Here is an 18,629-nt window from a genome sequence, read left to right as displayed (position 1 = left end):
ATGCCCAAATCCGGTTCGACCTCGACAATATCCCGCCGCACTGCGCTCGCTGGCCTCTCCGCCGGCGCCGCGCTGTTCGCCATGCCGCGGCTCGGCCGCGCCGCGGACGAGACGATTCGCATTGGCTTCCCGACGCCGCTCACCGGCCCGTTCGCCGCTGAGGCGCGCGACCAGGTCAAATGCGCCGAGCTTGCCGTCAAGCTCGTCAACGACAAGGGCGGCATCGGCGGCCGCAAGGTCGAGCTCTTGGTGCGTGACGACAAGCTCAATGCCGGCGAGGCCGCGACCCGGACGCTGGAGCTGATCGAGAAGGACAAGGTCCACGCCGTGGTGGGCGCGCTTTCCAGCGCGGTGCAGCTCGCCGTCAACGAGGTCACCCGCGCCCGCGGCGTGATCTACGTCTCGATCAGTCAGTCCGACACGATCAACGAGGCCAAGGATTTCAGCAAATACACCTTCCATGAGGCGCTGAACCCGCACATGACGACCGCTGCCGTCGCGCGGCAGACCCTGAAGAAGGGCATGAAGGTCGCCCATCTCGTGGCCGACTATGCGTATGGCCATGAGATGCTGCGTGGCTTCAAGCGCGCGCAGGCAGCGATCGGCGCGGACAATGTCGGCGAGATCCTGCATCCATTCGGAGCGGCCGACTATTCCACCTTCATGCCGCGCCTTATGTCGATGCGGCCGGACGTGCTCTGCATCTCCAATTTCGGCCGCGACCAGGCCAATGCGATCAAGCAGGCGGTCGATTTCGGCGTGAAGCAGCAGATGAAGATCGTGGTCCCCGTCATCCTGCACAACCAGCGGCTCGCGGTCGGCCCTGACGTGTTCGAGGGCGTGGTCGGCGGCGCCAATTACTATTGGGGCCTGGAGCCGCAGAGCAAATCGGCGGCCGCTTTCAACGCGGCGTTCAAGGCTGCCAATGGTGGTGCGATCCCGACCGACTACGGCGCCTACGGCTATTCCGGCGTCGGTTCGCTGCTGGCGGCCATGCAGGCCGCCGGAGGCACCGACACCGACAAGGTCATCGATGCCCTCGAGAAGCTGCAATATGATCTGACCAAGGGCCCGCAGCACTACCGCAAATGCGACCACCAGTCGGTGCAGTCGGTGCTGGTGCTGGAGTCCAAGAAGAAGTCCGCGATGGCGAACGACAACGATTTGTTCGCCATTCTCGCCAACGACACCGGCTCCGACGATATGCTGCGCAGCTGCAGCGAGCTCGGCCACGCGACCTAAGCCATAGCAGATGGACCTGTCGCTGATCATCATGCAGCTTCTTTCCGGGATCGCCCTTGGGGCGGTCCTGGTGATCACTGCGCTTGGACTGACCATCGTGTTCGGCATGCTCGGGGTGGTCAATTTCGCCCATGGCGCGCTGTTCATGATCGGGGCCTATGCGGGGCTGTATCTGGCATCGCTCACCGGCAGCTTCTGGTGGGGATTGCTGCTCGCTCCCATCTTGATCGGCGCCTTCGGCATGCTGATCGAGCTCGTCCTGATCCGCAGGCTCTATGGACGCTCGATCGACGATCCGCTGCTGCTCACCTTCGGCCTCAGCTACATCCTGGTCGAGGGCGTGCGCATCGTGTTTGGCAGCGACGGCATTCCGTTTCCGACCCCGCCGCAACTCGTCGGCGTGCTCGATCTCGGCATCGGCTTCTTCCCGCGCTACCGCCTGTTCGTCATAGCGCTGGTGGCGGTGGTGCTGCTGGTGCTCTGGCTGACGCTGGAGAAGACCCGCATCGGCCTCATTGTGCGCGCGGGCGCCCGCGATCCCACCATCATGCAGGTGCTCGGCGTCGATATCGGCCGGGTCTGGCTTGCGATCTTCGGCCTCGGCGTCGGACTTGCCGCGCTGGGCGGTGTGCTCGCGGGTCCCATGCGCAGCGTCAACCCGGAGATGGGTTCGCTGGTGCTGGCGGAGGCCTTCGTCGTGACCGTGATCGGCGGGCTCGGCTCGATCGTCGGCGCGGTCGTCGCCGGCCTCATGGTCGGCATCTCCATCAGCCTGGTGGCGCTGTTCGCACCTGAAATGGCGACCATCGTCATGTTTGCGCTGATGGCGATTGTGCTGCTGATCCGCCCGCAAGGCCTGTTCGGCGTGAGAGGGAGGACCGCGTGACGTCACCATCGAGCGGCGAAGCGGTCGCCAAGCCCTCGTCCAGCGGGCTTAGTTGGCTTCTCGAGCAGCGCGTCCTGCTCTCCATCGCGGTGCTGGCCGTGCTGCCATGGCTGCTGCCGTCGCAGGCGCTGGCCGTCAACGTCCTGATCTACGGCGTCGTGGTGATGGGCTACAATCTGCTGTTCGGTTACACCGGTCTGCTGTCGTTCGGGCAGGCGGCGTTCTTCGGCGCGGGCGCCTACTTCACCGGTATTGCGATCGGCCGCTACGGCGTGCCCTGGTTCGCCGCGGTGCCGATCGCCGTCCTCCTAAGCACCGGCCTTGCCGCCGCAATCGGCATCGTCTCGACGCGCACCCGCGGCATCTATTTTTCCATGGTGACGCTGGCGCTAGCCCAGCTCGTCTATTATGTCGCGCTGCAGGCCTCGTCCTTCACCGGCGGCGAGAACGGCCTGCGCGGCTTCACCGTCGACCGCATTAGCCTGTTCGGCTTGCCCGTCAATTTCCTCGACCCCGTCAACAAATATTACGTGCTGATGGCCTTCGCGGCGCTCGCTATGTGGTTCCAGTCGCGGATCCTGAACTCGCCGTTCGGCGCCGTCATCGAGGCCATCCGCGAAAACGAGCAGCGGGCGCGGGCGTGCGGCTATGACGTCGAGCGCAGCAAGCTGATCGTGTTCATGCTGTCGGGTGCGATCTCCTCGCTTGGCGGCTGCATGCTGGCACTGCACCTGTCGATCGTACCGCTCGACCTTTTGCACTACCAGACATCGGGCATGATCGTGATGATGGTGCTGCTCGGCGGCGCGCGCAGCTTCTTCGGGCCCTTCGTCGGGGCTGCGAGCTTCCTGATCCTGGAGGATGTCATCTCGCTTTGGACGCCGCATTGGCAGATTTTTGTCGGCGCGATCTTCGTGCTGTTCGTGCTGTTCCTGCCCAAGGGGATCTGGGGAACGCTGCTCGACACGCTCGGCGTCGGAAAGGCGCGGCCATGAGCGGCGAACTGCTTCGCGTCGAGGGGATCGGCAAGCGTTTCGGCGGCTTCGTCGCGCTCGAAGATATTACCGTGTCCTTTGCGGCGGGACAGCTCACCTCGATCATCGGACCGAACGGTGCCGGCAAGAGCACCTTCTTCAACATCCTCTCCGGCGCGCTGCCCCCGACGTCGGGCACGCTGCACTTCAGGGGACGCGAGCTGAACGGCCTGCCGCAGCACCGCTTCGTGCATCAGGGCATCTCGCGCTCCTACCAGATCACGAACATCTTTCCGGACTTGTCCGTGCACGAGAATGTGCGCGTGGCGGCGCAGGCGCTGACCGTGAGCTACGACATCTGGCGCAATCGCGCCCGGCTGACGGAGCTGAACGCGCGCGCCGATGCGGCGCTCGAGGCGGTCGGACTGCTTGGCAAGCGCGCTGAGTTGGCAAAATTCCTCGCGCACGGCCAGCAGCGCGCGCTGGAGATCGCGATCGCGCTGGTCTCCGAGCCCGAGCTGCTCCTGCTCGACGAGCCCACCGCCGGCATGGGGCCGGAAGAGACCAAGGACATGGTCGCGCTGCTCGAACGGCTCGCGGAGAGGCGCACGGTGCTGCTGGTCGAGCACAAGATGAAGATGGTGCTCGGCCTGTCCAAGCGTGTCGTGGTGCTGCATCACGGCCGTCTGCTGGCGGACGGCGCGCCCGACGAGATCAGGAGCAACCCGGAAGTCCGGCGGGTTTACCTCGGACAGAGTGAAGGCTATGGCTGAGACCGCGCTGCTCGAAATCGATGATCTCCACGCCTGGTATAGCGCAAGCCATATCCTGCACGGTATCTCGCTGCACGTGAAGGAGGGCGAGGTGGTTGCTCTCGTCGGCCGCAACGGCGCCGGCAAGACCACGACGCTGCGGGCGATGATGGGTCTGATGCCGAAGGCGACCGGCCGCGTGCGCTTTGCGGGTAGGGACCTTCTGCCGCTCCGCGCTCATCAGCGCTTCCATCTCGGTTTGGCCTATGTGCCGGAGGAGCGCCGCATCGTTCCCGGTCTCTCCGTGCGCGAGAACTTGCGGCTCGGTCTGGTCGCGGCCGGAAGCAAGATCGAGGAGCGCGGCGCGATCGACGAGATCGCCGAAACCTTTCCGCGCCTGAAGGAACGCCTCGATCAGGAGGGCGTCACGCTTTCGGGGGGCGAGCAACAGATGCTCGCGATCGCCCGCGCGCTGATCGCAAAGCCCAAGATGATCCTGCTCGACGAGCCCTCGGAAGGCATCATGCCCGTCCTGGTCGAGGAGATGGGCGTGCTGTTCCGCCGGCTGCGCGACGAGGGCAAGACACTGCTGCTGGTCGAGCAGAACGTCGAATGGGCCCTGCGGCTGGCTGACCGCGCGGTGATCATCGACCAGGGCGAGGTCGTGCATCAAAGCAGCGCCGCGGCATTGCTGGCGGACAAGGACATCCAGGAGCGTTACTGCGCGGTGTGACGGCTCCGGAGGCCGTACGCCAGCAGGTCATCCAAGCAGCTTGCCGAGCTCGTTGAGCTTTGCGATCGCGGCCTTGCCGACCTCCGTGATGTTCTTTTCCGCGCGCGCGGCAAGCTCGCGATCGGCCTCGAAGCCTTTCCTGACGGCATTGACGCTTTCGCGGATCTGGCCGCCCACATTGGGGTCGCCGATCGCTTTCTTCACCGCGCCGTCGTCGAAGGCCTTGACGGTCTGCTCCTGATCGGCGAGCCGCGCGTTGCTGCCGGCCGCGGTCTCCTCGAGCGCGAGGCCGAGCGCCTCATCCAGGAGTTCGTGCAAGGCTGTGAGCGGACCCTCGGTGGCGGAGCTTGTGGTGCTGACCTTGAAGCCCGGCGTATCCGGCACGAACAGCACGGTGCCGCGCGCGAGCCTGTTCAGATCGGCATGCGGATTGGCCTCCTGCAAGGCTTTCAGCGCGGCCTCGCTGCGAACCTGGCTCAGATTGGCATGCAGCAGCTTCTCGCTGACAGCCTTGAGTTTTGTCTCGTCTCCAACGATGAAGGTGCGCATCGAAATCTCCGCGGACTAGCCGATCACGTTGAGTGGTGCCCACGGCGTGTTGGCAATGCCGCCGGGGATGATGATGTTGCTGGTGGTGATGTTGCCAATCACGGTCACTGCCCGCGCGCCGGTGAGGCGGATCGAGCTTTCGCCGCCACGCACCCGGTTCGTGCTGATGATGGCGACCGCGCTCTCCAGCGAAACGGCGACGCTTCTGCTGCCGGATTCCACCCGGTTGTCGTTGAACAGGCATTCCTGGCCGGCCACGATCAGAACGGCGGGTGCTGGCCCGCGCGCTGCCAGCATATTGCCGATGATGCCGGCGCGCGCGCCCTCGGTGTCGTTGGCGGCAAGGCTTGCCCTGACGAACGCATAGTCGGCGCCAAGCGCGAGGATCCGCCCGTCGCCGAGCCGGATCGCGACCTTGTCGCCGGCCTGTCCGAACGGCACCTTCGGATTGACCTCTGCGGTGGTGAGCGCGAACCAGTTGCCGTCCGAATTGTCGGCGCCCGGCGTGAGGTCGCGCTGCACGCTGTTGTGATTGACCTCGATCTGGGTCTGCGGCGCGCGCAGCATGATGCCGGCGCTGGTGCCGACAAACCCCTTGGCGGGGGCGATCTCGACGATCTCGTTGCCGCTCACGCGCGGGCGGAGAAATCTGGCCTCTCAGGCCACGATCTTGGCGCCGGCTTCGCCGAGACGCTGGCGTTCCTTTGCGAGATGATCGCCGATCGCATCGCCCGACATCGGCTTTGCGAAGTAGTAGCCCTGGATGAAGTCGCATTCCAGGCGGCGCAGGCTGTCGAGCTGGGCGCGGGTTTCGACGCCCTCGGCGACGCAGGCGATCTCCATGTCGTCGCACAGGCCGGCGAGAGACTTGATGATCTTGTGACTCACCGGATTCTCGTTGATGTCGGCGACGAAGCTGCGGTCGACCTTGATCTTGTCGAGCGGCAGCCGATGCACGTGGCTCAGCGAGGAATAACCGGTACCGAAATCATCCAGTGAAATGCCGCAGCCCATGGCCTTCAGCGTCGCGATCGATTGCTGCGCGCGCACGAAGTCGAAGGTGACGGCGGTCTCGGTGATCTCGAAATCGATCCGGTGCGGCGGCAACCCGCTTTTCTCGATGATCGAGATCAGCGGCAAAATGCCCTCGGCTGCGCAGACGTCGTGAGCTGAGAGGTTGAACGACAGGCGGATGTGGTCGGGCCAGGTCCTTGCCGTCGCGAGCGCGCGGACCAGCAGCGCTTGCGTCAGCGGCCGGATCAGGCCGATGCGCTCTGCGGCCGGAATGAAGTCGGCCGGTGAGACCAGGCCGAGGCGGGAGCTGCGCCAGCGCGCCAGGACTTCGAAGCCGGCGGTGTGCTCGCTCATCGCGTCCACGATCGGCTGGAACACCAGGTCCATCTCGGTGCTGAAATCGGCGGTACGGAGCAGGTTCTCGATGACGCCGCGGCTGCGGATCTCGGCCTCGAGCTCGCTCGAGAAGATCACGGTGCGGCCGCGCAGATGGCGCTTGGCGTGATAGAGCGAGTAATCGGCGCATTCATAGAGCGCTTCGGCGCTGGTCGCCGAGCTTGGGAACAGCGCGAAGCCGATCGAGCAGGACAGCCCGGTATGGGCGGTGTCGAGCTGATAGGGCAGCTTGACCTGTTCGCCGATGCGCTGGCCGAGCCGCATCAAATCGTCATCTTCGGGATCGCCGCACACCACGAGGCCGAACTCGTCGCCGCCGAGCCGGGCAAATTCCACCCGCTGCGGGCCGAAGCCCTCGCAAACTTCGCGGATGCGGCGCCCGGCTTCGATCAGGACGCGATCGCCGACCGAGTGGCCGTAATTGTCGTTGATCGGCTTGAAGCCGTCGAGGTCGATGATCCCCACCGCGACGCGAACGCGCCTGCGCTCGGCGTCGGTGAAGGCGCTCGACAGCTCGGCGAAGAAGCGGCGGCGGTTCGGCAGCTCGGTGAGAGAATCGAGATTGGCGAGGCGGAAGTTCTCGTCCGAGAGCGCTTGCGTTGCCGCCTGCTGCGCCAGCAGCGATTTGCGGCTCGAGACGAGATCGGCGAAGTCGCGGTAGTAGATGAACAGCACCGTCACCATCGCGCCGGAGACGAGAAGGTTGTTGACCGCGATCGCCTTCAGCGTCGGTTCGCCGGTCGCCCAGAAGAACAGCACATGGGAGCGTCGACGACGAGCGTCACGATCAGCGCCGCGGAACGCAGATGCATCAGCGAGAAGATGCAGCCGATTACGGTCACCGCCATGTAGAAGGCGACCTGGCTCTTGGCGAAGGCGTCGCCATAGGGGTATAGCGCGAAGGACCAGGCCGTGAAGCCGGCGCCGATCGGCAATGTCATCCAGTTGGTGGCGCGCAGATTGCGCAGGATATCGGCATCGCTGCGCACAAGGTGCCGCTGGCGCAGCCACCAGAAGGTCCGCAGCGCCGCGAACACGGTGAGCACGCTCGGCACGATCATCGTCAGCCAGTCCGGCGCCACGTTGACATAGGTATAGGCGACCGCGATCGTGTTGCTCATCAGGATGAAATAGAGCAGCGGGATCTGCTTGGAGAAGGCGTCGAACTGCGCGCGCGTCAGGTCCGGGTTGTCGGCCGGCACGCGAAACAGCCGCATCGCGGCGGCGAGCTGAGACTTCAAATTGGCGACAGGCATTGCAATACGCGCCCCGGATCCCTTCAAAACGGCGGCGATCTTGCACGGCGGGGGTAAAGGTCGCGTTAGGTGGAACTGCACGAAAAACCAGCGCAGGTTGCGCGCGGCCACGGGATTTTCCGGCCGCGTGTATTGGTGAGACCGTGTTAAGGATACCGGCGGCCGAGGCGCGTGTTTCAGGCACGCCTCGCCCGCAGCCAGCCGCAGCTACGATCAGCTAACCATGCGAGATCTTGGCTTTTCACGTCGGCGACGGCGCATGGCCGCGCGGTCAACCGACGCGCGCGCTTCACCTCTCCCCGCGGGAGGAGAGGTGAAGCGAGGGCAAACGGCCGTTATTTCTTCTCCAATGCCGCCGTCTGCTTGGCGAGTTGCTTGTCGAAATCCTCCGACAGGCTGGTTGCGTAGGTTGCGAGCTCGCCCGGCTTGATGAACGGGTTCGGTGCGCCGTCCTTCATCTCCGCACGCTTGGCCTGCATGCCATAGACTTCCGGATGCGGTCCGAGCAGCACGTCGATCTTCATCGCCTTGGCCTTGGCGAAGGTCGCGCGGTAATCATCAACGATACCGGCATAGGTCGGCTGCCCGACCAGCCGGTTCAGCGCCACCGTGCCGCTGCAGAAGAACAGCACCTCGCGGTCCTGGCCACCGTCCTTGACGGTCATCTCCCAGCTCGTGCAGCCCGGCGAGTGGCCGGGCGTTGCATGTGCCGTCAGCGTGGTGTCGCCGAGCGTGACCTTGTCGCCTTCCTTCACCGTGCGGTCGACCTTCACCGCGGGGAAGGCGAGGTCCTCGTTCTTCTCGTCGCCTGGATAGTAGCCGCCTTCGAGCAGCGCCTTGTCGCGCTCACCGGCAACGAGCTGTGCGCCGGTCTCCTTCTTGATCTCGGCGAAGCCGCCGGTGTGGTCGAGATGCGCATGCGTGTTGAGGATGATCTTGATGTCGGCGACCTTGAGGCCGAGCTTCGCGATGTTGTCCTCGATCATGCCGGTCGACTGGGGCATCGCGGTGTCCATCAGGATCAGGCCCTGCGATGTCTTGATAACATAAACGGCAATGCCGTCGGTTCCGACATAATAGATGTTGCGGATGAGCTGGAACGGATCGAATGGCGCCGTCCATTTCTGCATGACCGCTGCCAGGAAATCCTTGATGGTTTGCGCCTGTGCGCCGGTTGCGAGGAACGCCAGCGCACATAGCGTGGCCGCGAGCTTCTTCATAGGTTGCCTCCCGAAGTGTTCTTGTTCGTTTTGACCGTGCGCGCCTTTTGCGCGGCATGGCCGGCGCGCAAGCTACGTCGTGTGAGCTGCGGCAGCAACGGCCTCGTATTCGGAAAAACTCATGGCATGCACGGAATAGCGGTCGCCGTTCGGTTTGAGCATGGCGGCTATCGCTGGAATGCGGCCGCTTGCTGTTTGACCGCGCGCAGTCGGCCCGCCATACTTTGCGTCAAGGCGAGCCAAAGACTTGTCGGCACTGGGAGCTGAAATGACCAATTTATTCTCCGTCCTCGCGGGGACGCTGATTTCCCTCGTCTCCTTCACTTCAATTGCACTGTCGCAGCCGGCCTGCGTCACCCAGAACATGGCGGTGCCGCCCGGGGCCAACACCACCGACAAGGCGGCACCGTTCTTCATCGACACGGCGGGCCTCGATTTCAAGACGGCGCCGCCGACGCGCGATCCCTCGAACCCCAACTATCCGCGCGCGACCGAGCTACCCGACGGAACGCTGCCGCCGCTCGGCGCCGAGGGCAATTTCATCATCGGGCCCACCCACAATCCCGCGCCGGAGACGATTGCGAAGGAAGGCGTACCACGCGGCACGACAAAATCCTTCACGCTGACGTCGAAGGAGAGCACGATCTACAATCCCGGCCTGATCCGCGACGACGTCGCCGGCTGCACCAATTCCTCGATCATGACGACCGTCACCGCACCGGATGACAAGTCGCACATGATCGTCACCACCAGCCATCCTGGAATCTGGTCGCGCACGATCGACGTCTACGTGCCGGCGCAATATGTCCGCGGCACCGAGGCGCCGTTCATCGTGGTCGGCGACGGCGGCTCCAACGCCTACAAGGATCTCGCCACGACGCTCGATAATCTGATCGCGCAGCGCCGCGTGCCGCCGATGATCGCGATCCAGATCGGCAATGGCGGCCAGGACGCGCAGGGCAGCCAGCGCGGCCGCGAATATGACGCGGTGTCAGGCGCGTATGCGCAATTCGTCGAGCGCGAGGTGCTGCCGCTGGTCGAAAAGAATGCCGACGTCAAGCTGACCGGAAATCCGGACGGGCGCGCGACCATGGGGCTGAGCTCGAGCGGGGCTGCGGCCTTCACCATGGCGTGGTTCTATCCCGATCTCTATCACCGCGTGCTGGCCTTCTCACCGACAATGGTCAACCAGCAATGGCCGCACGATCCGTCGCTGCGTGGCGGCGCCTGGGAATATCACAGCGCATGGACGGGGCCGGCCGGTCCCAACCTCATCTCCAAGGCCGGCGTGCTCACGCCGGCCGAGCCGCCCGGCGTGCCGCTGATCGTCGCCGCGCCGGCGAAGCCGATCCGCTTCTGGTTCTTCGGCGGCGATCAGGATCTGTTCTATCCGAACCCCACCATTCCCGACGGCATGCACGACTGGACCCTGTCGAACGCGCTGATGGCGAAGGTGCTGGCGGAGAAGGGCTACCACTACCAGTTCCTGTTCGTGCGCAACGCCAAGCATGTCGACCGGCCGACGATCGCGCAAACGCTGCCGTCGGCGCTGGAGTGGGTCTGGAAGGGCTATCCGATCCCCTGAACGCGAAGCCGCGCGAAATCTAGCGGCCAATCCCAATCGTCACGCCGGCGGTCGAGCGCATGGCATCCCGGAGGGTCGTCGCGTTCATGTCGTCAAGGATCTGACGTGTCAGCACGGTGGTCTGGCCGGGCGTGTTGAGGATCGTCTGGCCGCGCGAGGTGGAGAGCCGGTCGGCCTTGTAGGGCGCGGCCGGATCGGTGGCGGGCGCACGGTGCGGGCGTTTGCCGGACGCCGCAAAGGCCCCTTGCGAGATGCAGAGGGCGGCGATCACGACCAGGCGCAATGATCTTGCTGGCATGCGGCCTCCCATGTCCAGGGCGTCAGCCTAGCATATGGCGGGCATGGTCGCAGAGGACAAGGGTCAGGCGAGAGCGGCCTGGCGTTCCCGTAGCGGTTCGCGGGGCCGGTCGGGGTTACGCGGCTCGGCGAGCCGGGTAAAGCTGCGCTGCCCCGCCGACGCGGGCGCCTCGACGACGACGCCCTCGCAGACGATCTGCCCGCCCAGCATCCTGAATTCGAGCTTGTCGTAACGTGGCATGGTCTCGCCGGGCGCGGGCGGTAGCAGCTCGACGCGGCCCTGGATGTTCAGCGTGGCCTCGCCGGCGCCGTGAAGCCGCGGATTCCACATCCTGATCCCGGTCTCCGTCCAGCGCTGCCGGATCAACGTGGCGCGGTCGACGGGTTCCACGACCTTTGCGCGCGTCTTCGGCGCGCTGGGGATCACCGGAGCGGGAGACTCGAGGATCGGCTCCGGCGCGACATGCGTGACGACGCTCGCTGTGTCGGCGGAGGGAACCTCCGCGGCGATCGCTGCGATCGGGGCGGGATCGTTGGCCGGGACCGGCTCGATCTCCATTGCGACGACAGGGATGGCAACGCTGTCGATGCTGCTCTCGGAAACCTCCCTCGCCGAGACGTCGCTGTCCGCAAGCGGGACGCACGGGTCCTCCACGACAGCCGACTCCACATCAGCGACGTCAGGGGAGGTATTGTCGCTAACGGCGAGAACGGGGGCATCAACCGGAGCGATCTCGATGTCGATAGAGGAGACCAGCGCCTCCTCGACGACGACAAGCTCCACCTCGGTCGAGAGTTCGGGAGATGGATCGCTGCCGATGACGGGCTCGGAAACGTCGGCCTGCTGGCTCTCGGCCTCCACAGGCGACAGCCGGACCTCTTCAACGATGACGGGTTCAGCGTTCACCGGGAGTTCCGCAGACGGGTCGCTGCCGACGAGCTCGGGTGCACCGACCGGGTCGCTCTCGATCTCGACAACCGGGACCGGTGTCTCTTCTACGACGACGGGTGCGACGCTGGTCTCAGGCTCCGCGGGCGGATCGTTGGTGACGAGCTCATGAGCATCGACGGCCTCGCTCTCCACCTCGACTGACGAGACCGAAACCTCTTCGACGACGACCGCCTCGACCTCTGTCGGCGCTTGCAAGGATGAATCATCGGCGACGCTGATATCAGTTGGCGCTGCGGACGGGTTCTCCGGGATGACGGAGATAGCGGCGCCATCTTCGGCGACCGGACCAGCAACGGCGATCTCGGTGTCACCGGGCAGCGAGTTGGTGCTGATGCTGTCGGGAGCCGGAACAGCTTCCGCGATGTCAACAACGATTGCCGGCGAATCGCTTGCCGCGATCGGCGCGACATCGATGCTGCCGCCGTGAGGCAAGGGCCTAAGCCGGGTGAACGCCCATTTCACCGCGGGAATGCGGCGCAGCAACGATATCAGTCTCGAAAGCACAGGGAGTTGTCCAAGAGGTACTCGGCGTGAGGCAATCGCTGATTCGCCAGCAATGTAAAAAACTGCCCCGGCCGTCACATCGATGTCAATGTAGGTGGGACCAATTGCAGAACATCCGTGCGTCCGCCGCGCGGGAAAGGGCAACGCGACTGCCGTGTCGGATGCGACAATGCACCACCGCCGGGTTGCGAGCGGTCGCGCCTAGGATGGGCGGGACAGCAACGCAAAGCACGCGCATGTCCGATCCTCCCGACGACAGGATCGTTCCGATCCGCTCGTTGCAAGGCGCCCGGCTCGACGAGCGCTTTGACGCAACGCTTGCGGACCTCGAGGCGCGCCGCGATGAACTCGTGCAAATCATCTCGCGTCTCACCGACGGCTTGAGTGTGATCGATCAGGCCGCCGCTGGTGGATCAGCCCAGTCGGCGCGCGATCTGCTCGATCTGCTGGCCACGGCCAAAGCCCAGCTGAAGGAGGTGACGGCCATCATCGACAAGCTGCGGTCGTCCTGAAGCTGCGGCGCGGCAGGTGGCCAATGTGACCGCGCCCACGGAGTTGCCGCGCCGATCCCCGATACGCTTCCTTCGACAGCGAAGGAGAAAAGACGTGATCCGCAAGACATACCCGGCCGCTGATCCTGCGCCGAACGTCGGACTTCCCTGCGTCACCCTTCCCGCCTAAGTTCCAACGTCTGGGGAGTGAGGACAACGCAATGAGAAAGCTTGCCGCCATCGCAGCGGTTCTGGTCTGGTCGACATGCGCATTCGCGCAGGATCGCACCATCACCGTGGCCTCGACGACGTCGACGGAACAGTCGGGCCTGTTCGGTTACCTGCTGCCGTTGTTCTCGAAGGCGGAGGGCATCGAGGTGAAGGTCGTTGCCGTCGGCACCGGCCAGGCGCTCGACATCGGGCGGCGCGGCGATGCAGAGGTGGTGTTCGTGCATGACAGGCCGGCCGAGGACAAGTTCATGTCCGAGGGGCAGGGCGTGAAGCGCTTCGATGTCATGTACAATGACTTCATCATTGTCGGTCCGAAGAGCGATCCCGCAAAGATCGCCGGCGGCAAGGACGTCACGGATGCGCTGCGCAAGATCGCGGCGGCGAAGGCGCCATTCATCTCGCGCGGCGATAAGTCCGGCACGCATGCGGCCGAGCTGAGATTGTGGAAGGAGGCGGGCGTCGATATCGGCGCAGGCAAGGACAGCTGGTATCGCGAGATCGGGCAGGGTATGGGTCCGGCGCTGAACATGGCGTCGTCGTCGAACGCCTATCTCCTGTCGGACCGCGGCACCTGGCTGTCGTTCAAGAACCGCGGCGAGCTTGCCGTCCTGACCGAGGGCGACAAGCGGCTGTTCAACCAGTATGGCGTCATGCTGGTGAATCCGGCGACGCATGCGAACGTGAAGGCGAAGGCGGGACAGGCCTTCATCGACTGGCTGGTCTCGCCGAAGGGGCAGGACGCGATCGCCGGCTACAAGGTCGGCGGCGAGCAGCTATTTTTCCCCAACGCGTCCCACTAGCAGGAAGGCGACGGTCGACACCGCCACGCTGAGTGCGAGCAGGATCAGTCCGAGCCCGAGCGCCAGCGGCAGGTCGCCCTTGCTCGTCTCCAGTGCGATCGCCGTCGTCATCGTGCGCGTGAAGCCGCGGATGTTGCCACCGACGATGATGATGGCGCCGACCTCGGCGATCGCGCGTCCGAAAGCCGCGAGAAAGGCCGTCAGCAGCGACGTCCGGCCGAGCGCGAACAGCAAGCCGATACTGCGCAGCGTCGATAGTCCGTCGATCCGCGCGAGGTCGCCATACTCGGCCCAAAGCAGGCTCGCCGGCCGGTGCACCAGCGCAACCACGATCGGGGTCGCGAGCAGGGTCTGCGCGATCACCATGGCGGTCGGCGTGAACAACAGTCCGGCTGCCCCAAGCGGGCCGGACCGCGACAGCAGAAGATAGAGCGCAAGCCCGACCACGACCGGCGGCAGGCCGAGCAGTGCATTGGTCAATACGATGACGACCTGTCGCCCGCGGAATCGGGTGATCGCGAGCAGCGCCCCGAAGGGCGCGCCGATCAGCAGCGCGACGACGCTGGCGGTCAGGCTGACACGCACCGACAGCGCGACGATGCCGAGCAGCTCGGCGTCGGCCTCGCCGATCAGTGTGAACGCGGCGCCGATGGATCGCGCGAAGTCGTTCATCCGGCCGGACGCTTCGGCGTCGGGCAGAATGCCTTGAGTTCGTCGATGTCGAGGCCGCGCAATTGCTTCACGTACTGGTCCCTGCGAGTCTTGTTCAACGACAGAATACCGGGCAGGAGCGATTTGAAAACGCGATTCATCGAAAAAAGAACGTCGGTGCGGCGTTATGCAGGCTAGCGGCCTGTCAAGCGGCTTTTCCGGATCGATCGGTGGCGGCGTGCCCCCGAGATGTCAATGGAACGCTTTGATGGTCGGTCTGCTCAGGCGGTGCGATCGATCGCGAAGTCGTCGAGTAGCGGAGAATTGCCTCCGGAGCAAAACGTCGCGAGCAGTTCAGCCGCAAGATAACTGAACGTAATGCCGTTGCCGCCGTAACCGTAGGCGGCGAGCATGTTCTTCTGGCCGGGCACCGCGCCGATGAGCGGCAATCCGTCCTGCGTCGTGTCGAACGCCCCCGACCAGCAATAGTCGATCCTGTGGGATGATCGAGGCCAAAGCGCCCCAAGCTTCTGCCTTAGGCGTTCCCGCTTGGCAGGGGTGAGTGCCTGACGCGCCTGCGGTTCTATCGCGGAATCATCATCCTCACCGCCGAAGATGATCCGGCCGTCCGACGTGCTGCGGGCATAGTGGTAGTCATGGCTCGCTTCCCAGATCAGCGCGTCTTCGGGCCACAGATTCTGGGGCTGAGGCTCTGTGGCAATGGCCCAGCTCGAGGCCGGGCGCTGGATGGTCGGACGCACGATGCTGGGCATCACGTAACCCGTACACAACACCACGCGGTTCGCCTCGATCTCGTGGCCGCCGTCGAGGCCAACGACGACCTTGGCGCCGGCGCTTTCGAAAGCCGTCGCGTTGGCTTGCCGGACAAGGGCCCCGCGTCCGATGGAAATCTTCAGAAGTCCGTGAGTGAGCTCGACGGGATCGGCATCTGCGGCAACCGGCGACAGAATCGCACCCGCGCGGGCAAGCTCAAACCGGCGGAGCAGGGCCGCGTGATCGAGAAATACGCCGGGCAAGTCAGCGCGCGCTCTCAGATCAGACTCCTCTCTCAGGGATTTTCCGCTGTCCTCAACTGCAAGGTAGAGTGAAAGCCGATCTCTGATGTGGCATGGGATGCGATAGTGGCGCGTCAACGACAACAAGCCCTGGACGGCGCGGAGGCTCGCCGTGTAGCAACGCGCCGCACGTTCGAATCCGTAGGCCTGGGTAAGTTCGGACAACGGTCGATCGATTTCCCAGAGCAACATCGCGGTGCTGGCGCCGGTACTGCCGTGTCCGGGAGTTTCCCGGTCGATGACGACGACCTCGTGCCCGCGACGGGTGAAGCTTTCGGCGACCATGGCGCCGGTGATCCCCGCACCGATAACTAGGACGTCGCATGCGAAGCTTCCGATGACGGGTCGAACATCTGGTCCGCCGCCCGTGACCCAGGGGGTTACCGAGCTCCTGAGGTCACCGTGATCGATGTCTTCATCGTCGGAAAAGATCGCAAGGCCTCCAACCGGCCCGAGTTCAGGCCCGGTGCCAGCTCAACGTGCTCGACGCGCGCAAAGTTCCAGCGGGTAATGGCCTGCCGGCGATTGATCGCTGACCAGACTTGCTTCGAGCCTCAGCGCTTGACCGCAGCCGATGCCGAAATGGTGGGGTCGCCAAGGCTCAGCTGCCAGTAGCGTTCGATTTGGTCGACCAGGGCGGCCGGCAACGGAACGTAGTTAAGCGTTTCCGCCTGCGACTTACCGTTCTCCAGCGACCAGCGAACGAAGTCGATGGCGGCCGTCGATCGTTCCGGAGATTTCGGCGCCTTCGGCATCAGCACGAAGGTCGTCGCCGTGATCGGGTAGGCGTCTTCGCCAGGCGCGTTGGTGAGCACGAGGTGGAAATCCTTCTCCGCCTTCCAGTCCGCGCTCGAGGCCGCGGCCTGGAACGATGCGGCGTCGGGGACGACGAAATTGCCGGCGCTGTTCTGCACGACGCCAAATGAGATTCTATCTAGCCGTTGCAGCGCGTAAGTGTATTCGAGATAGCCGATCGAACCGGGCACGAGGCCGACGAGCGAGGCGACGCCGTCATTGCCCTTGCCGCCGAGACCAAGTGGCCACTCGACCGAGGTGCCTTCGCCCACGCTCGTCTTCCACTGCGGGCTGACCTTCGAGAGGTAGTTCGACCAGTTGAACGTCGTGCCGGATCCGTCGGTGCGATGAACCACCGTGATCGCAGTGCTCGGCAGCCTGATGTCGGGGTTGATCGCGCGAATGGCCGGATCGTTCCATGATTTCAGCTTGCCGAGATAGATGTCGGCGAGCATCTGGCCGGTGAAGCGGATCTGGCCGGGTTTGACTCCATCGATATTGACGACCGGCACGACGCCTCCGATCACGATCGGGAATTGCATCATGCCGAGCCTGTCCAGCTCCTTGGGATCGAGCGGCATGTCGCTTGCGCCGAAGTCGACGGCCTCTTTCTTGATCAGGCCGACGCCGATGCTGGAGCCGACCGCTTGATAGCTGACGGTGTTGCCGGTCTTCGCCTTGTATGCGTCGATCCATTTCGCCATCACGGGCGAAACGAAGGTTGAGCCGGCTCCCTTGGTCTCGGCCGCCAGGCTTTGCGTGGCGACGAGCAGAGCGGTGAAGAGGACGGGGAGAGTGAGGTGCTTCATCATGCGGCCGAGGCTAGCAGGCCGGGCACGCAGCAGATGTGGCCTGTGTCACAAAGACGTCCTGGCCCGGTGCTCGGCACCCCCTGCAGCGGCCGGGCAAAATGCGCAGAAATCAGCCCGCCGGAGCATCAAATCGCACCTCTCCGCGGCGGAAGAGCGGCTTTATTCCCGCCCGGGATGCTTTAAGGAGGGGGCAGGATCAGGTCGCACCCGCCCGGCGGCGGTGCTAGACCCTGATGCAGGAACAATGGGGCCGAGCCGTCTGGCACGCCCGCAAGGATGAAGGATACGAGGCAATGATCAACACGGTTGGCATCATCGGGGCAGGGACCATGGGGAACGGCATCGCGCAGATCTGTGCCGCGGCCGGGCTCTCGGTCGTGATGGTCGACATCTCCGATGCGGCGGTGAACCGCGGGCTGTCGACCGTCGGCGGCAGCCTCGAGCGCCTAGTCAAGAAGGAGAAGATGTCGGCGGCCGATCGCGAGGCGGCTCTCAAGCGCATCACCGGCACCACCGACCGCGCGAAGCTCGCCGATTGCGACCTCGTCATCGAGGCCGCGACCGAGAACGAGGAGCTCAAGGTCAAGATCCTGAAGGACCTCTGCGCCACGCTGTCGCCGCGCACGCTGCTCGCGACCAACACCTCCTCGATCTCGATCACGAAGCTTGCCGCCGCAACCGATCGTCCCGATCGCTTCATCGGCATGCACTTCTTCAACCCGGTGCCGGTGATGGCGCTGTTGGAACTCATCCGCGGCCTACAGACCTCCGACGACACCCACGCCAAGGCGCTGGATTTCGCCAAGCGGGTCGGCAAGGTGGCGATCACGGCCAAGAACAGCCCCGGCTTCGCCGTCAATCGCATCCTATGCCCGATGATCAACGAGGCGATCTTTGCGCTCCAGGAAGGGATCGCAACCGCCGAGGAGATCGATGCCGGCATGAAGCTCGGCTGCAACCATCCGATCGGGCCGCTGGCGCTCGCCGATCTCGTCGGGCTCGACACCATGCTCTCGGTGATGGAGGTCTTCTATAAGGGCTTCAACGACCCCAAATACCGTCCGGCCCCCTTGCTCAGGGAAATGGTCGATGCCGGCCATCTCGGCCGCAAGACCGGGCAGGGTTTTTATACTTACGGCGCCTGACCCCGCTATTTGCGCTGCGACAAAGACGGGCGCAGCGATTTGCGCAAAGATGAATGCGGACGCGTTCTTCCTTCTCCCCTTGTGGGAGAAGGTGGCGCGAAGCGCCGGATGAGGGGTTGGTTCCGCAAACTCAAATGATTGATGAGTGCGTGGAGAGAACCCCTTGTAAGTCGAAGCGCCGCAGGTCAGCTATTGTAGACGTTGCGGTGACGGACGGGAGCCCGCAAACCCCCAGGTCGTTGCAGGCCGTGGGTGAGAGAGGTGCCCC

General features: G+C 64.6%; 19 protein-coding genes and 1 pseudogene. 9 read left to right on the top strand and 11 right to left on the bottom strand.

From position 1 onward, the window contains the following. From QJT78_RS27270 to QJT78_RS27250, 5 genes are read left to right on the top strand one after another with little or no spacing between them, the layout of a single operon-like run. On the top strand, nucleotides 1-1,242 hold the full coding sequence (locus QJT78_RS27270) for an ABC transporter substrate-binding protein (protein WP_028152184.1): 1,242 nt from the start codon (nucleotides 1-3) through the stop codon (nucleotides 1,240-1,242). 10 nt (nucleotides 1,243-1,252) lie between these two features. After that, a complete protein-coding gene (locus QJT78_RS27265) occupies nucleotides 1,253-2,128 on the top strand; it encodes a branched-chain amino acid ABC transporter permease (RefSeq protein WP_028152185.1) in 876 nt (291 codons plus the stop codon). Next, entirely contained in the window at nucleotides 2,125-3,123 is a 999-nt protein-coding gene (locus QJT78_RS27260; RefSeq protein ID WP_028152186.1) for a branched-chain amino acid ABC transporter permease, read from the top strand. Before QJT78_RS27265 ends, QJT78_RS27260 begins: the two co-directional genes overlap by 4 nt. Beyond that, entirely contained in the window at nucleotides 3,120-3,875 is a 756-nt protein-coding gene (locus QJT78_RS27255; RefSeq protein WP_038944220.1) for an ABC transporter ATP-binding protein, read from the top strand. The genes QJT78_RS27260 and QJT78_RS27255 overlap by 4 nt, the downstream gene beginning before the upstream one ends. Continuing rightward, the gene (locus QJT78_RS27250) at nucleotides 3,868-4,587 is read left to right on the top strand and encodes an ABC transporter ATP-binding protein (RefSeq protein ID WP_049807820.1); all 720 of its coding nucleotides are present in this window, start codon (nucleotides 3,868-3,870) and stop codon (nucleotides 4,585-4,587) included. The genes QJT78_RS27255 and QJT78_RS27250 overlap by 8 nt, the downstream gene beginning before the upstream one ends. Nucleotides 4,588-4,614: 27 nt before the next feature. On the opposite strand, the gene QJT78_RS27245 is transcribed toward QJT78_RS27250, so the two are convergent. From QJT78_RS27245 to QJT78_RS27225, 5 genes and pseudogenes are all read right to left on the bottom strand, one after another. Continuing rightward, nucleotides 4,615-5,136, bottom strand: a complete 522-nt coding sequence (locus QJT78_RS27245) for a hypothetical protein (protein ID WP_028152189.1) — start codon at nucleotides 5,134-5,136, stop codon at nucleotides 4,615-4,617. Nucleotides 5,137-5,151: 15 nt separating this feature from the next. Further along, nucleotides 5,152-5,769 (bottom strand): hypothetical protein, encoded by a 618-nt coding sequence (locus tag QJT78_RS27240; RefSeq protein WP_028152190.1) that lies wholly within the window; start codon nucleotides 5,767-5,769, stop codon nucleotides 5,152-5,154. 24 nt (nucleotides 5,770-5,793) lie between these two features. Beyond that, nucleotides 5,794-7,802, bottom strand: a pseudogene (locus tag QJT78_RS27235) (EAL domain-containing protein). Nucleotides 7,803-8,137: 335 nt separating this feature from the next. Beyond that, nucleotides 8,138-9,022: a BJP family subclass B3 metallo-beta-lactamase gene (gene blaBJP, locus QJT78_RS27230; RefSeq protein ID WP_038944221.1), complete on the bottom strand. Its 885-nt coding sequence runs from the start codon at nucleotides 9,020-9,022 to the stop codon at nucleotides 8,138-8,140. Nucleotides 9,023-9,094: 72 nt separating this feature from the next. After that, entirely contained in the window at nucleotides 9,095-9,298 is a 204-nt protein-coding gene (locus QJT78_RS27225; protein WP_155257981.1) for a hypothetical protein, read from the bottom strand. Here QJT78_RS27225 and QJT78_RS27220 point away from each other — a divergent pair. Beyond that, the gene (locus tag QJT78_RS27220; RefSeq protein WP_028152192.1) at nucleotides 9,291-10,607 is read left to right on the top strand and encodes an alpha/beta hydrolase-fold protein; all 1,317 of its coding nucleotides are present in this window, start codon (nucleotides 9,291-9,293) and stop codon (nucleotides 10,605-10,607) included. The two genes, QJT78_RS27225 and QJT78_RS27220, sit on opposite strands and share 8 nt — an antisense overlap. A 19-nt stretch (nucleotides 10,608-10,626) precedes the next feature. On the opposite strand, the gene QJT78_RS27215 is transcribed toward QJT78_RS27220, so the two are convergent. Further along, nucleotides 10,627-10,905: a Plug domain-containing protein gene (locus QJT78_RS27215; protein WP_193375968.1), complete on the bottom strand. Its 279-nt coding sequence runs from the start codon at nucleotides 10,903-10,905 to the stop codon at nucleotides 10,627-10,629. Nucleotides 10,906-10,968: 63 nt separating this feature from the next. Then, nucleotides 10,969-12,360, bottom strand: a complete 1,392-nt coding sequence (locus tag QJT78_RS27210) for a hypothetical protein (RefSeq protein ID WP_038944222.1) — start codon at nucleotides 12,358-12,360, stop codon at nucleotides 10,969-10,971. A gap of 104 nt (nucleotides 12,361-12,464) precedes the next feature. Between QJT78_RS27210 and QJT78_RS27205 the strand changes: the two genes are divergently transcribed. Both QJT78_RS27205 and QJT78_RS27200 read left to right on the top strand, forming a co-directional pair. Beyond that, nucleotides 12,465-12,872, top strand: coding sequence for a hypothetical protein (locus QJT78_RS27205; protein WP_155257982.1), 408 nt, complete (start codon nucleotides 12,465-12,467; stop codon nucleotides 12,870-12,872). 200 nt (nucleotides 12,873-13,072) lie between these two features. After that, the gene (locus QJT78_RS27200) at nucleotides 13,073-13,882 is read left to right on the top strand and encodes a substrate-binding domain-containing protein (protein ID WP_038944224.1); all 810 of its coding nucleotides are present in this window, start codon (nucleotides 13,073-13,075) and stop codon (nucleotides 13,880-13,882) included. On the opposite strand, the gene QJT78_RS27195 is transcribed toward QJT78_RS27200, so the two are convergent. The 4 genes from QJT78_RS27195 to pstS form a co-directional block, all read right to left on the bottom strand. Beyond that, entirely contained in the window at nucleotides 13,856-14,554 is a 699-nt protein-coding gene (locus QJT78_RS27195; protein WP_028152197.1) for an ABC transporter permease, read from the bottom strand. The two genes, QJT78_RS27200 and QJT78_RS27195, sit on opposite strands and share 27 nt — an antisense overlap. Next, nucleotides 14,551-14,694: a hypothetical protein gene (locus QJT78_RS27190; RefSeq protein ID WP_155257983.1), complete on the bottom strand. Its 144-nt coding sequence runs from the start codon at nucleotides 14,692-14,694 to the stop codon at nucleotides 14,551-14,553. The genes QJT78_RS27195 and QJT78_RS27190 overlap by 4 nt, the downstream gene beginning before the upstream one ends. Nucleotides 14,695-14,814: 120 nt before the next feature. After that, nucleotides 14,815-15,894: an FAD-dependent oxidoreductase gene (locus QJT78_RS27185; protein ID WP_028152198.1), complete on the bottom strand. Its 1,080-nt coding sequence runs from the start codon at nucleotides 15,892-15,894 to the stop codon at nucleotides 14,815-14,817. Between the two features lie 269 nt (nucleotides 15,895-16,163). Further along, nucleotides 16,164-17,216 carry a phosphate ABC transporter substrate-binding protein PstS gene (gene pstS / locus QJT78_RS27180; protein WP_028152199.1) on the bottom strand — a complete coding sequence of 351 codons (1,053 nt, stop codon included), beginning with the start codon at nucleotides 17,214-17,216 and terminating at the stop codon, nucleotides 16,164-16,166. Nucleotides 17,217-17,449: 233 nt separating this feature from the next. Here pstS and QJT78_RS27175 point away from each other — a divergent pair, with 233 nt between their 5' ends. Beyond that, the gene (locus QJT78_RS27175) at nucleotides 17,450-18,361 is read left to right on the top strand and encodes a 3-hydroxybutyryl-CoA dehydrogenase (protein ID WP_157790148.1); all 912 of its coding nucleotides are present in this window, start codon (nucleotides 17,450-17,452) and stop codon (nucleotides 18,359-18,361) included. Nucleotides 18,362-18,629 lie beyond the last annotated feature (268 nt).

Origin of the sequence: Bradyrhizobium sp. Mp27 (assembly GCF_029953005.1) — a bacterium.
Taxonomy (GTDB): Bacteria; Pseudomonadota; Alphaproteobacteria; order Rhizobiales; family Xanthobacteraceae; genus Bradyrhizobium; species Bradyrhizobium barranii.
Note: the sequence above shows the minus strand (reverse complement) of the source record. Positions and strands in the feature narration are given on the sequence as shown.

What these genes read in the sequence shown, in the direction of transcription:
- QJT78_RS27270 (WP_028152184.1), top strand. Translation starts at nt 1, where the DNA reads ATGCCCAAATCCGGTTCGACCTCGACAATATCCCGCCGCACTGCGCTC.
- QJT78_RS27265 (WP_028152185.1), top strand. Translation starts at nt 1,253, where the DNA reads ATGGACCTGTCGCTGATCATCATGCAGCTTCTTTCCGGGATCGCCCTT.
- QJT78_RS27255 (WP_038944220.1), top strand. Translation starts at nt 3,120, where the DNA reads ATGAGCGGCGAACTGCTTCGCGTCGAGGGGATCGGCAAGCGTTTCGGC.
- QJT78_RS27250 (WP_049807820.1), top strand. Translation starts at nt 3,868, where the DNA reads ATGGCTGAGACCGCGCTGCTCGAAATCGATGATCTCCACGCCTGGTAT.
- QJT78_RS27245 (WP_028152189.1), bottom strand. Translation starts at nt 5,136, where the DNA reads ATGCGCACCTTCATCGTTGGAGACGAGACAAAACTCAAGGCTGTCAGC.
- blaBJP (WP_038944221.1), bottom strand. Translation starts at nt 9,022, where the DNA reads ATGAAGAAGCTCGCGGCCACGCTATGTGCGCTGGCGTTCCTCGCAACC.
- QJT78_RS27220 (WP_028152192.1), top strand. Translation starts at nt 9,291, where the DNA reads ATGACCAATTTATTCTCCGTCCTCGCGGGGACGCTGATTTCCCTCGTC.
- QJT78_RS27215 (WP_193375968.1), bottom strand. Translation starts at nt 10,905, where the DNA reads ATGCCAGCAAGATCATTGCGCCTGGTCGTGATCGCCGCCCTCTGCATC.
- QJT78_RS27200 (WP_038944224.1), top strand. Translation starts at nt 13,073, where the DNA reads ATGAGAAAGCTTGCCGCCATCGCAGCGGTTCTGGTCTGGTCGACATGC.
- QJT78_RS27195 (WP_028152197.1), bottom strand. Translation starts at nt 14,554, where the DNA reads ATGAACGACTTCGCGCGATCCATCGGCGCCGCGTTCACACTGATCGGC.
- QJT78_RS27190 (WP_155257983.1), bottom strand. Translation starts at nt 14,694, where the DNA reads ATGAATCGCGTTTTCAAATCGCTCCTGCCCGGTATTCTGTCGTTGAAC.
- QJT78_RS27185 (WP_028152198.1), bottom strand. Translation starts at nt 15,894, where the DNA reads ATGGTCGCCGAAAGCTTCACCCGTCGCGGGCACGAGGTCGTCGTCATC.
- pstS (WP_028152199.1), bottom strand. Translation starts at nt 17,216, where the DNA reads ATGATGAAGCACCTCACTCTCCCCGTCCTCTTCACCGCTCTGCTCGTC.
- QJT78_RS27175 (WP_157790148.1), top strand. Translation starts at nt 17,450, where the DNA reads ATGCAGGAACAATGGGGCCGAGCCGTCTGGCACGCCCGCAAGGATGAA.